The organism is Microcoleus vaginatus FACHB-2002 (assembly GCF_040004035.1).
In the GTDB taxonomy this organism is placed as follows: domain Bacteria; phylum Cyanobacteriota; class Cyanobacteriia; order Cyanobacteriales; family Microcoleaceae; genus Microcoleus; species Microcoleus vaginatus_C.
Genome location: NZ_JAMPLN010000025.1, coordinates 49,110 through 62,239 on the forward strand (window position 1 = coordinate 49,110; position 13,130 = coordinate 62,239).

The window sequence follows — 13,130 nt, forward strand, 5'->3', positions numbered from 1 at the left end:
CGGAAATGCGTAAATTTTGATTATTTCAAATAAACCACGGTAACACCTGCACCTCCTTCTTTTTGACTGGCGAGCTCAAAGCGGGAAACCTGCGGGTGAGAAGCAAGGAACTCGTGAACCCCGCGCCGCAACTGTCCCGTACCTTTGCCGTGAATTATCCACAAAACTCCGTATTCCACGGCTTTGGAAAGAGCTCTGTCTATTTCGATTTCTGCGTCTGAGACTCTCGCACCCCGTAAGTCGATCGAATTATTAGCAGTGCGAATGGCAATTTCGGGATTGGGTTTTGCAGGTTCCGACGCTGCTTGCTTAGCTTTAGCCGTAGCGAGTGCTTGTGCTTGGGCGGCAGCCTTGGCTAATTGAGCTTTAGTTTCCGGTTTTTGACCGTCGAGGGATTCAATTTCTCCTAGTTTGACAGTCATTTTCATAATCCCAAACCGGACGCTCAACTCTTCGTTAGCGTCGGGGCCGCTGAGGACTTCGGCGGTTTGGCCCAAGCTGGGAATGCGGATGCGATCGCCCACTTTCGGCATAAAACTCGGTTTGGGTTTAGCCGGTTGTTGCCGAGAGGGCAGGTGTTTTTCAGAAATTTGATTTAAAGTATCTGTCGCTTGTTGGGCATTTTGAGCCGTCTGGTTGCCCGACTGCAAGCGACGAATGATTTGAGCAATTTCTGATTTTGCCGACCCTATCGCCTCATTTACTGCCACTTCCTGAGCTATTTTTAGTTCTCGCTCCCGCTCTTGCAAAGCGGCTGCTTTTTGAGAAACTTCTCTGTGCAGTTTTTCGGTTTGGTGTAGCAGTTGAGTTGCTTCTCTGGCCTTGGTTTCCTGTTTCCGGCGCTGTGCTTCGAGTCCAGCAATTACTTGATTAACATCTTGAGAGGCACCCCCGACATAGGTTTGAGCTTCTTCGACTATGGATGCCAGTAAACCGAGTCTTTTGGCAATGGTGAGGGCGTTGGAACGTCCGGGAATTCCCCACAGCAAGCGATAGGTTGGCTGCATGGAATTGTCGTCAAATTCTACTGAGGCATTTTCAAAGCGGGAGTCTTGATATTTGAGGGCTTTGAGTTCGCCAAAGTGGGTAGTTGCAACTGTTAATAGGGAATGTTGGGCGAGGTATTTCAACAGGGCGATCGCCAATGCACTGCCTTCTGAGGGGTCTGTACCCGCTCCTACTTCGTCTAACAAAACTAAAGATTTGGGAATTGGTAATTGGGAATTAGTATTTGGGATTTGGGGTTGGGGAATTTGTAATTTAGGTTTGAGAATGGGGAGAGCAGAAACAGTGTTCTGTGTATCTGTAACTTCTTGGTCTTGCTGTTGGGAATTAGTAATTGTCAGGTTTAAATTTTCTTCCCCTTCAGCCTGCGATTTATTGTCTAAAACTTCTAAAATGCGGCTGATGCGGCGGATATGGCCGGAGAAAGTAGACAAACTTTGCTGCAAAGATTGTTCGTCACCAATATCGGCCAAAATATTGTCAAACCAAGGCAATTCTACGGGTTCGCGGGCGGCAACAAACATTCCTGCTTTCGCCATTAAAGCTGCCAAGCCCAAGGTTTTGAGGGTGACAGTTTTGCCGCCCGTGTTGGGGCCAGTGATGGCGACGACGCGGATGTGCGGCCCGATCGTTAAATCGACCGGCACGACTGGAAAGCCGTGCTCGTGCTGTTGCTGCCAAACTAATAAAGGATGGCGCAACTGGCGCAGGGTAATTTGCGATCGCAGGTTGCGAATTAATAATTGACTGTGTTCTGAGTTTTCCTCATCTTCTTGTTCCTCTTCTTCTCTTTCGGGATTTTTTGGTGCTAATTCTGGCTCTCCCAATTCGATAAATTTCGGCGGATTTGCTTGCAACCAAAAACTATAACGCGCTTTAGCGGCCGCTAAATCTAAAGTTGTAACTACCACCACCAATCTGTCTAAATCGGGTTTTACTGCTGCGACTTGCTCCGTGAGGGCGCGGCGGACTGCTTCTTCTTCGGCTTGTTCTTGCCTGAGCAACTGCCGCATTTGGTTGTTAAGATTGACTGTGCTGTGGGGTTCTACGTACAGTGTCGCGCCGCTGGCCGAAGAGTCGTGAACGATGCCCGGTATGGCATCTTTTTGGGGAGCTTTGACGGGAATGACAAAGCGTCCGCTTCTTTGGGTAATTAGCTGTTCTTGTACGGCGTTGGATTGGCGCTGCAAAATCCCCTGCAATATTTGATAAATGCGATCGCGCAACTGTCGCATTTGAACTCTAATTCCTGCTAATTTAGGAGTGGCTCTGTCTGCTACTTGAGCGCGATCGTCTATACAGCGGTGGATTTCTTGCTCTAGTTCGGGATAAGTCCGCAATTGGGCTGCCAGTTCTTTGAGCGTCGGCACATCTGCCTGAGAGTCAATTATCCGGCGCAATTGCCTTGCTCCGGCGAGAGTAGTAGCAATTGCCAGCAATTCTTCGCCGCTGAGCAAACCTTGCAGTTCGGCTCGCTGCAGGGAAGTGCCGATGTCTTGGATTCCTTCAAAACTCAAAGCACCGCCAGCGCGGCTCTCTAACTGATAAGTTTCCTGAGTTTGGGCTAGGAGTTCGGCTGTTTGAGCTTGAGTTGCCGGGATTTCGAGGTCTAGGGCGGCGGCGACGCCAAGTTTGGTGGCCGCGAAGGTAGCCAAGTGCTGACACAGGCGCGGCCATTCTAATAGTTCTAGTGTTTCGGCTTGAATCAAAGTTGAGGTGGTGTTGGTAATTGGCATTCTCAGGCGCTGACCGAGAAGGTGAATTTAACGATACTATTAATTGATTTTAAAGTTTTTTATTGTTTCCTGGCGCAATTTGAGAAACTATCTGCGATCGCCCTCAGCAGTCTTTCGGTCGAAAGCTCTGATGTAACATTAATTACGAAGGAGAAAATTTGCATTTTTGCATTGCCCGTCTAAAATTATACCTTCTAGTGATACCAGTCTCCAAAAAATATGCAACTCTAGGCAAGCTCCCGACTATTATTATACAGTAAGTCATTCCCAATTTTTTACTCTAAAATATAAAATCTAAAATGGTATGGGCTATTTGGGGTTTTGAGGGAGCGGGCATCGGTTGTTTTTTGATGTAATTGAACTATTTTGGAATTTTAAATCTGTCAGCGCAATTCTGGCGGTTGTATCCTAAAAAGTAATTTGTGGAGATTATAGAAGTATGGCAAAGATTCTGGCGATCGTCGCGGATACTGTGACTTTTCAAGTGGTGCAAGAGTTACTCGGCCAAGAGGGACATCAGGTGAGAGTCGTTTCCGACGACAAAGAGGGTTTAGACTTGGCGAGGGAAGTGTCCCCCGATGCGATAATTTGCGACGGGACTTCGCCTCAAATCAACTTTTTGGAGGTGTGCCGGCTGGTAAAAGCCGATTCCCTACGGGATAGCTTCGCTTCACGAGAATTGGCGGCAGCCTATTTTATTCTGCTGACAACACCGGAGCAATTTGATGAAATTCAAGAATTGGATGCGCCCTTTGACGATTTTCTGTTTAAACCGATTGTTAAGCAGGAATTATTGGCGCGGGTGCGCGCTTCTAAGAAATCGCGCGAGTTGAGGGCGCAGTTGGCTCTCACCCAGCAAGAATTGCAACTGTCGCGCGATCGAATGCTACAAACAGAAAAAATGTCTAGTTTGGGCGAATTGGTATCAGGTATCGCTCACGAAATTAACAACCCAATTACTTTTATTTACAGCAATCTAACTCACGTTCAAAGCTACGCTACCGATTTAATAGAACTGCTGCGATTGTATCAAAAAGAGCTAGTCGAGCCCGGAGCGGCAATTCTGCAAAAACAACAAGATATGGATGTGGAATTCGTACTCGACGATTTATTAAAAATTGTGAGTTCCATGCGTACCGGAAGCGATCGCATCCGCCAAATAATTTTGTCGTTACAGGATTTTTCCCGCAGCGATCGATCGGGCTGGCAGTTATTTGATGTTTCCGACGGTTTAGAAAATACTCTGTTGTTGTTGCAGCACCGCTTGCCGGCTCGCGAGGGAAGGCGAGACATCAAGGTGATGAAACAATTCGGCAATTTGCCACAGATTGAGTGTTATGCAGGTCTGCTAAATCAAGCTTTTCTTAATATCATCAATCACGCGATCGATGCTTTGGAAGAGTCGGCTCAAGACTTAGAGGAGTTGGAATCCGTCAAATTTAAGCCTGTGATTTTGATTACCACTCAGGTGGTCGATGCTCAACGAATTTCTATTGAGATTGCTGATAACGACATCGCACATAGCAAAGATACCACAGCCGAAATTTCTGAGCCATTTTTGGGAGCAAAACCTGCGGAACCACCCATATCATCGGGACTTGCTCTCAGCTATCGGATAATTGTAGAGCAGCACAAAGGAGAGTTCAAGTGTTTTTCCGAACCGGGTAAAGGCACTAAAATTCAGATAGAGATTCCGCTGCGTCACAGTTAATTAACAGTATTTATCGTTGGTGGGGCGGGTTTTTGAAATTGTGGGTTTTCGCCTGAAATTGTTGTGAATCCGCCCCTACAATGACTGCACTTTTTTAAGGTAAAATTTTGTATAGGGAATGGCAGAAGTTATCGAAAAGAGACTTGAGTTGATATTCAAGAGATTTGAAGGAGAGAGGAAGAGAATAGAAATATGAATGATTCCATCGAGAGGGGCAACCACGGGAGATTGCCCCTACAAAACACGGTTATGTAGATGTTGTGTCTCTAGGATTGGAATAACTAAAGGGAGACTTGCGCGCCTTGAGTATCGAGGCCGATCGCCCTTACATCTGCCTTTACCTCAAATTCCCTCCAAGCAGCCGCCATTTCCCTCACAACCGCATCAGCATTAGTAGCATCCGTTAAAGCCAAAAGCGTTGGGCCGGCACCGCTAATTACCATTCCATAGGCCCCTGCATTCACGGCGGCTTGTTGCACCGCTTCATATCCCTTAATCAGAGATTGCCGGTAAGGTTGGTGAATTTTGTCTTGGAGGGCGCAGCGCAGCCAGTTTTCATTCCCAGTTTCCAAAGCCCGCACTAGCAAACCGAGGTGTGCGGCATTGAAAATCGCGTCAGCCTTACTGTAATCTGCTGGTAAAACTTGGCGCGCTTCGGCTGTAGAAAGTTCAAAATCGGGAATGGCTACCACGGGCACAATATTGTGATGCCAGGGAATATCGCAAATCTCCCAGGAACCCCCCCCCTGCCCCCCCTTACTAAGGGGGGGTTGGGGGGGTGGATTGCTAGCAGCGAGGCGACAACCTCCGAGTAAAGCGGGGACAACGTTGTCGGGATGGCCTTCAAGTTCGATGGCCAATTGCATCACTTCCACTTGACTCAAAGGCGCACCGGCTAATTCATTTGCACCGACTAACCCACCGACAATAGCTGTGGCGGAACTCCCCAAACCTCTAGCCAGCGGAACTTGCATATCTATATGTATCGCTACAGGGGGCGGCGATTGGTTGAGGCGATCGTATAACTTGAGAAAAGCTTGATAAGCGAGATTGCTGTCATCTGTCTTGACTTTGGCGGCTTCTTGGCCCGTAACGGTAATTTTTACTTTCTCTGTTGCTGAGGGTTCGAGTCGGGAGAATTGGAAGCGGTTGTAGAGGCTTAAAGCGGCGCCGATGCAGTCGAATCCGGGGCCGAGGTTGGCGGTTGTGGCGGGTACGGTGACGGTGACGGTGGAAGTTTCGGGCATTTTTTGAATAGTTAATTTGGAGTGTTTAACCGCATATGAATGCGGATGAACGCCGATCGCAGGATATTATACTATGTTTTCAAAAGCCATTTATTCTTGCAGCATTTCAAGATGCTTGATGGCATCTTGATAATCGTTGGTATTGCCGTCTTTTTGATAGAGTTCGGCTGCTTTATGATAATCGGCGATCGCCCCCGGTTTGTCTTCTAAGAACTCGCGGACTCTGGCGCGGTTGTAGTAGGCGTCGCCGTAGTTGGGGTTAATTTCAATTGCGCGATCGAAATCTGCTTTAGCTGCTGGATAGTCTTTGAGGTTGCGGCCGTGGATGATGCCGCGTTTGTTGTGGGCTTTGGCGTAGTTGGGGTTGAGGCGAATAGCTTCGGTGTAATCGGCGATCGCACCTTGAATGTCTCCAGCCTCTGACTTGGCTAAAGCACTATTGAATAAATCTTCAGCAGGATTTTGAACAATCGTTTTTTGAGCTGTTAATCTTGCTGAATATTCAGCAGAGACAGCAGGGGATATATTACCAAAGATAGTAAAGATTACTAGAGTAGCAATTAAATTGTAAAATGATGATTTCATAATTTAGGCAAAAATTTGAGCGACAGAACAACTAAAACCAGGTAACAAAGGCGAAGTTAGTTCATCATTGCTCAACAGCGTAGCAATGAGCCTTAAACTTGCTTGTTCCCTGCGATAAACTTCTATTTGCTGCAACCGCCAATTCACAATCCAGTATTCCTGTACTCCTCGTACCGAATAGAGTCTGAGTTTCAAATCTCTATCCCGTCTTTCATTGTCTGCACCGAGGGACAATACTTCAACAACTAACTCAGGTGCGGCGGTTAAATGGCCGGCTTCGTCTAGCAAGATAGCCAAGCGTTCATTGCTGGCCCAAACTAAATCAGGAATAACGTTATCAGCATCCGTGAAAATGATACCTGGATTGATTCCTGCTCGTCCTAAATTAGTCTCTCGCGACCAAGTATTAAGTTCTTGGTAGAGGTTGCCTATAGCTTGTTGATGACCCCAATGCGGTGCTCTAGTCACAAATAACTCTCCATCAATAATTTCGTAGCGATCGCCGTTATCGGGCAATAGCTCTAAATCGGCGGTAGTCCACCGTACTTTATCAGATATTGTCTGGTTCATACAAGCACTCTTGATAGGTGATACAAACATTCTAAACGATCGAGCTTCTACATGATCCACAGCTTGAAACAATCGGGCTACACTGAATTTCGCTTTTTGCAGGCGAGACTCAGAATATTGAAACCCGCGCCTAGGCGGGTTTCGTTTTTGTAGACGCGATTTCGCATCGCCGAATTGTCCGATCGCCCAATTTAAAATTATTTAAAATTTCAAATCGCCCGATTACTTCAAAATAGTTTTAGAAGCAATCCGAGTTTTCTTGCGATCGGCTTCACTCAATTGTTCGCCAGACTGCAAACGAGTAGCAGAAGTTTGCAGCACAGTGGCGGCACTTTTATCGCCCATTTGCAGAGCAGTTTTAGCAGCAGTTTGCAGCATTGTCGCCGCGCCGGCTCGATCGCCCTGTTGCAATCTAGTTTCTGCCAGTTGAGTTTGGCGGTATTTAGCCAAAGCTAAAATGTGCTGCTGTACCATCGGGTTAAGTGCCGGCTGATAAACTTTCAGGACATTAGTGGAAATTGCAACGGGATCGGAAAGCAAACTTTGACCGATAGTCGGATCGTCGTAGCGAATTTGCAATTGCCCGATCGCCTGTGTACCTTCGGGCAACTGTCCAATATAAATATTAGCCAAAACTACTCGCTCTATATCCTTCATTAAATCTCCCAGGCGCACCATAAAACGATCGCCCTCTTGCTGTACCGGTAATTCGATCGTATCCGGGGAAACTTGGGCGATCGGTTTTAGTTCGGCTAACCGTACTTTTGGCATTAGGGAAAATAGCAAATAAGCATTAGTCAAACCTACACCTTGGATGCGAGTAAATAGTTTGCCAAACTCGTCAACCGCATCTTCGGGACGCTGAATGTGAGCCAGAGCACCGCCGCCCGCGTCAGCAATCTTTTCCAAAATATCCTGGTTCCAGTTATCGCCAAATCCCAGAGAATTTAAAGTCATGTTGTAGTCGGCAGCCAATTTAGCCAACTTCAAACAGCGGCTGTCGTCGCCGTGTTCGTTTTCGCCGTCAGTCAGCAAAAATGCTTGAGATATAGCTTCTTTTTTGCCTTTGCCCAACTCTTCAATACCTAACTTAATGCCCTCATCAATTGCTGTGCCACCGGCCGAGCGCAATTGCTCAATTTGCCGTTTAATGCTGCTGGGATCTCCCACAATTTGATTGGGAACGAGGACTTTGGCTTTGTGGTCGAAAGCCACCGCGCAAAAGCGATCCCCGGGCTTCAACCTGTCGAGCAAACGTCCGGCGGCTTGTTTGACGGTTTCCAAGGGGCGTCCGCCCATCGAACCGCTGTGGTCGAGAATCAGACACAGGTTTAAGGGTACGCTGGAGTCGATCGAGCTTGCCGTCGCAGACACCGAAATCGCTAGCTGGCGCTGCGTTGAGGGCGCGGCAGCGTCAAGGTTAGGGTCGTTTAAAACCGGGAGCAAACTAACTTTCATGCGGGATACCTAAAGATTGCGTTAGTATTTCTTTAAGAATAGCTCCATCAGTTCAGGCAACATTTCGGTTATATGAACACACCAATTAAAGCTGTGCAATCGCCATACTACGGGGAAGGGAACTCTCGGACGCCACCTCCCGATTTGCCATCCCTGTTGCTGAAGGAGCGGATCGTTTATCTGGGGATGCCTCTGGTGCCTGCGGTAACAGAACTAATTATCGCTGAACTGTTGTTTTTGCAGTACGAAGACCCGGATAAGCCGATCAAAATCTACATCAACTCGACCGGCACTTCTGGTTACAGTGGCGAACCCGTCGGCTTTGAAACAGAAGCCTTCGCTATCTGCGATACGATCAGGTACATTAAGCCGCCTGTGCACACTATTTGCCTCGGTTCGGCAATGGGGATGTCTGCGATGCTGTTAGCGGCTGGTACAAAAGGCTTTCGGGCGAGTTTGCCGCACGCTTCGATTGTGTTGCACCAACCCAAGGCTTACACGCGGGGTCAAGCAAGCGACATTCAAATTCGGGCTAAGGAAGTGCTGGCAAATAAAGCGACGATGCTTGAGATTTTTGCAAGCTGTACTGGCCAACCGATCGAAAAGATTACTAAAGATATGGATCGGTTGCTGTACATGACGCCCCAGGAAGCTAAAGAATACGGTTTGATCGATCGCGTTCTTGAAAGTTCGGAAGAATTGCCGAAACCGCTGCCTGCAGGAGTCATCTAACTGGGAATGGGGAATGGGGAATGGGGAATTGGGAATCGGGGATCGGGAATCGGGAATGAGTGAGAATTAAGGGTTAATGCCTAGTAGTTTCTACCCTGATTAGTTACTCAATAGTCTTTTTATGACTAACAATTCCCAATTACCAATTACCAATGCCCAATGCCCAATGCCCAATGCCCAATGCCCAATGCCCGATGCCCAATTGCCCGATCACCAATTACCAACTAAACGGAGTTCCGAATTATGCCTATAGGTGTGCCAAAAGTTCCCTATAAAATGCCGGGTGGTTATGATACTCAGTGGATTAATATCTACGATCGCCTCTACCGGGAACGAATTATTTTCTTGGGCAGGGACGTTGACGATGAAATTGCCAATCAAATCATCGCTGTGATGCTCTACCTCGATTCTGAAGATTCAGGTAAGGATATTATTTTGTACATCAATTCCCCAGGCGGAATGGTGTCGGCAGGCATGGCTATTTTTGATACCATGCAGCACATTAAATCGGACGTGGTGACGATTTGTGTGGGCTTGGCTGCTTCGATGGGTTCTTTCCTGTTAGCTGCCGGTGCGAAGGGGAAACGGTTAGCTTTGCCTCACTCGCGAATCATGATTCACCAGCCTTCTGGGGGCACGCGGGGACAAGCAACGGATATTCAGATTGAGGCGAAAGAGATTCTGCGGCTGCGCCACGAACTCAATAATATCTACGCTAAAAATACTGGCCAGCCGATCGAGAAAATCGAGAAGGACATGGATCGCGACTATTTCATGTCCGCTGAGGAAGCTAAGGAATACGGCTTGATTGACAGAGTGATCGAAGAGCGTCCGTAAGTTGTTTGTTCGCCTCAGTAGTGCGGGCAACCCTCGCACTACAACCTAGTTCGCAATAAATTTTGGCAGAATCTTTACATTTAAGGATTCTGCCATATTTAATGGTATTATAAACGCTCATTCATGCTAAATGGATATTGCAGATTATTACCGACAGTTAGGACTGAGGTCTGGCGCGAGTTTATCGCAAGTTAAGGCCTCTTATCGGCAGTTAGCCAGACAGTATCACCCCGATGTGAATCCGGGAAACGAACAGGCTAAGAATAAGTTTATTGCTATTACTGAGGCTTATAAGTTCCTGGTGAAGGTTGCCCCCCCCGATGTTGCGGAGTCGAAAGTTGCCAATTCAACTGTGCCGCCTACTTGGACACCGCCGGATCAGGGGGTGAAAGCTCAACCGCAGACAGTTAAAGTGACTCGAAAAGAGGCTGCGGTTCAATCTAATGCGGATCTGTCGGCTGCGGAACAAAAGTTAAAGCAAGATGCTTATTTTGAATTGCAGCAGTTGCTGAAATATCAGAGGTTCCCGCGGGCGATCGCCTTGATTGAGGGTTTGGCACAGCGGGTTCCCGAAGATTTGGAGGTGCGTCAGTGGCAGGCGATCGCCTATCAGCGCTGGGGACGGCATTTGATCGGAGAAAAGCAGGTTGATAAGGCGAGAATTTATTTGAAAAAGGCTGTGAAAACTGACCCTCACAATCGGGCTTTGTGGGCAGAAGTTGAGCGGGATTTTCGCCGGCTGGAAGAGATTTATTGAAGTGATGTTGCGTCCCCCTTTTTCAGGGGGTCTGCGTCGTTAATTTTTAAGTTTTCTAATTTTTCTAAAATAACTTGAGTATTTTCAGGTCGATTTTCTGGTAGCGGTTCGATCAATTCGTCGATCGAGTCTAGGAGTAACGGGTCAATATCTACAGCCTGGTTCCTCCAATTAATTTTACCAGTTTTTTCATTAAGGGGAAAGTCGATCGGCTCTATGCCTGTTAATAAATGTACAAAAGTACGCCCTAGGGCAAAAAAGTCCGATCGCACGCCTGCTTTACCTAGAATTTGTTCCGGTGCGGCGTATCCAGCAGAACCTATGGGTGCGGTATCTATATCTGCTTCTGTGGCGGCGCCGAAGTCAATTAATCTCAATTTCCCATTGGCTTCAACCATCAGGTTGGATGGCTTAATATCCCGATGCACTACATGATAATTGTGGATTTCCTGCAAAATATTGGTCATTTGTTGCAGCCAATCAAGAGCCAGCTTTTGAGAAACGTACTGTTTTTTAGTTAAGAATTCGGCCAAGTTTTCTCCGGTAATTTTTTCCATCACCAAACAAGACAATTTCTGGAAGTTATGGGGGAGTTTAATGGGGAAATAACCGTCAGGTTCGACTTGGGGAACGGAGCCCTTTCCGGCCAGCCAAATCAAAACTCGCGCTTCTTGCTTGAACAAGCGAACTAAATCGGGATTGTGGGTGTGTTTCAAGACTTTTAAAATTTTGACAGTTCCCCATTCGTTTTCCCCTGTTCCCAAATCTTCGACTTCAAAGATGTCTGTGGGGCGTGCGGGATTGGGCGATCGCACTGGTTTAAGGATGCGATAGCGATCGCCAATTAACAAATCTGTGCCGCAAGCCTGACAATTTTGAGCAGCAGCAGGATTTTCGCGTTGTTCGCAGTGAGGATTGATGCAATAAATCATCTGTCTTGATACGTCCAGGACTGACGGATTTAACGAATTGAATCAATTATTAGCATAAAACCCAGCAGTTCTGACCTTACTACTGGGTTTATATTTACCGCCCATTTGGGCACGCTATCACATTTAAGTCAAGGATTTAAGATTAATAGCATCGCGCTCTACCGATTGAGCTACCCCCCTGCGTTTGGTAGAGGGGGCTGGATATGAGCCAGCAACCTCGATGATGTGATTTTCCTGACATTCGTTTTAGCGATCGGCGGTGAATGCTGAGTTTAGAGTAATAGCTTGCTGTTGAATTTGTACGCAATGCTGCCTCTGCCAATTGGGCTACCCCCCTATTTTGGGCTCTATTTTGGGTAGGAGGGACAGGAGTCGAACCTGCACTGTCACATTTGTACGGTTTAAGTTTAAGTTTGAGTTTAAACTTGTACTCTGTTTATATCTTAAACCATAACTATCAAAAAAGCAAGCAATTAGCGGAAAATAAATTGAAATATTCGCTCTCCCACTCTCTGTTCCTCAACTTCAGAATTGTTAGCTTCTTCGCGGGCGAACATAACAGCTTGCTGCAAGATTTCCACCCTTTGCAGCAACTCATTGATCCGCCGTGCTGGCAAAGCTCCAGAAAACTTGACAGTCCGCCAATAGCCGATCGTAATATCTTCGTAATAAACATCGACTTGAGCCGGGTGGTGTTCGGTAGCTTCAGCTTTAACGTGATTGCGCGGAGTTTTAAAAGTCTTGAGAGTTTGCACCGGTTCTGTTGCCCAACAGTCGGCCGAAGCATCGAAGTTCCAAGTCTCGGAAGCATCTAAGACTGGAAGTTTTTTGATAAATGCTTGCAAATCTGCTAACTGCTTTTCAATGAATAGCAAATAGCTGACGGGAACTTGGCTCAAAAGCACGTTTCCGTCTACAGTTACGTCTGCGCGGGCGCTACAATTTGTCCAATCTTTGGTTGCGGTTACGTCGAAGAGTTTGGTCAAAACTTCAGTCGTTTTGCGGATAATCTCTTCTGCTTTGACTTCCACTTTTTTGGACTCTGGCGGCAGTTGTTCGCCTTCTTCGTCTTTGGGACGATAAGTGCGGGAGATTCCAGAAAGCACAGCGGGCTTCTGGAGAGCTTTTTGAGCTTCTGCCAGTTCTTGAACCGAGCGGCTTTTGATGCCTTTTTCGATCGCAATAATCTGATTTAAGCGTGCCATTGTTCGATTTTATTGACGCTGAACTCACATCAAGTCCGGTTGATTTTGATAATCAAATGGTTTGTCCTGTGGCTTTTAGGGCTTTGATAACTCTCCCTCCTCAGTACAAACTTCACGATCGTTCTTTAACCAGACTTGTTCATTTTGTAGTATTGCATAATTCAATATAAATTACAACCTTTTTTTTGTAGGCGCGGTGCCAAGAGAACCCGCCGCTATCCGTGCCCAGCAATTTATCTCTCAAAAAATCGGCCAAATCTCTAGCGTCGCTGCCAAAGTGTAGCAAATATAACTCTTTGTCAGCGCTCCAACTACCTCTGGAGATAGATGCGGGAATCCCTCTCAGGGCGCGTTG

General features: G+C 47.0%; 11 protein-coding genes. 4 read left to right on the forward strand and 7 right to left on the reverse strand.

The features are described from left to right. Positions 1-20: 20 nt before the first annotated feature. Positions 21-2,714, reverse strand: coding sequence for an endonuclease MutS2 (locus tag NDI35_RS20430; RefSeq protein WP_445314374.1), 2,694 nt, complete (start codon positions 2,712-2,714; stop codon positions 21-23). 466 nt (positions 2,715-3,180) lie between these two features. Between NDI35_RS20430 and NDI35_RS20435 the strand changes: the two genes are divergently transcribed. Further along, on the forward strand, positions 3,181-4,452 hold the full coding sequence (locus tag NDI35_RS20435; protein ID WP_445314330.1) for a hybrid sensor histidine kinase/response regulator: 1,272 nt from the start codon (positions 3,181-3,183) through the stop codon (positions 4,450-4,452). Positions 4,453-4,733: 281 nt separating this feature from the next. Here NDI35_RS20435 and thrB read toward each other — a convergent pair whose 3' ends face one another. From thrB to NDI35_RS20455, 4 genes are all read right to left on the reverse strand, one after another. Further along, the gene (gene thrB / locus NDI35_RS20440; protein ID WP_445314331.1) at positions 4,734-5,699 is read right to left on the reverse strand and encodes a homoserine kinase; all 966 of its coding nucleotides are present in this window, start codon (positions 5,697-5,699) and stop codon (positions 4,734-4,736) included. 90 nt (positions 5,700-5,789) lie between these two features. Beyond that, positions 5,790-6,284 carry a tetratricopeptide repeat protein gene (locus tag NDI35_RS20445; protein ID WP_445314332.1) on the reverse strand — a complete coding sequence of 165 codons (495 nt, stop codon included), beginning with the start codon at positions 6,282-6,284 and terminating at the stop codon, positions 5,790-5,792. A gap of 3 nt (positions 6,285-6,287) precedes the next feature. Further along, entirely contained in the window at positions 6,288-6,854 is a 567-nt protein-coding gene (locus tag NDI35_RS20450; RefSeq protein WP_445314333.1) for a Uma2 family endonuclease, read from the reverse strand. A gap of 222 nt (positions 6,855-7,076) precedes the next feature. Continuing rightward, the gene (locus NDI35_RS20455) at positions 7,077-8,312 is read right to left on the reverse strand and encodes a vWA domain-containing protein (protein WP_445314334.1); all 1,236 of its coding nucleotides are present in this window, start codon (positions 8,310-8,312) and stop codon (positions 7,077-7,079) included. Between the two features lie 72 nt (positions 8,313-8,384). On the opposite strand from NDI35_RS20455, the gene NDI35_RS20460 reads away from it, so the two are divergent. The 3 genes from NDI35_RS20460 (at position 8,385) to NDI35_RS20470 (ending at position 10,638) form a co-directional block, all read left to right on the forward strand. Beyond that, complete coding sequence (locus NDI35_RS20460) at positions 8,385-9,044, forward strand: ATP-dependent Clp protease proteolytic subunit (protein ID WP_333038231.1); 660 nt, start codon at positions 8,385-8,387, stop codon at positions 9,042-9,044. Between the two features lie 243 nt (positions 9,045-9,287). Continuing rightward, entirely contained in the window at positions 9,288-9,881 is a 594-nt protein-coding gene (locus NDI35_RS20465; protein ID WP_445314335.1) for an ATP-dependent Clp protease proteolytic subunit, read from the forward strand. Positions 9,882-10,011: 130 nt separating this feature from the next. Continuing rightward, entirely contained in the window at positions 10,012-10,638 is a 627-nt protein-coding gene (locus tag NDI35_RS20470; RefSeq protein ID WP_445314336.1) for a J domain-containing protein, read from the forward strand. Here NDI35_RS20470 and NDI35_RS20475 read toward each other — a convergent pair. Next, a complete protein-coding gene (locus NDI35_RS20475) occupies positions 10,632-11,570 on the reverse strand; it encodes a protein kinase domain-containing protein (RefSeq protein WP_445314337.1) in 939 nt (312 codons plus the stop codon). The genes NDI35_RS20470 and NDI35_RS20475 overlap by 7 nt on opposite strands. 473 nt (positions 11,571-12,043) lie before the next feature. Then, complete coding sequence (locus tag NDI35_RS20480) at positions 12,044-12,775, reverse strand: DUF7873 family protein (protein ID WP_190732936.1); 732 nt, start codon at positions 12,773-12,775, stop codon at positions 12,044-12,046. Positions 12,776-13,130: the final 355 nt, after the last annotated feature.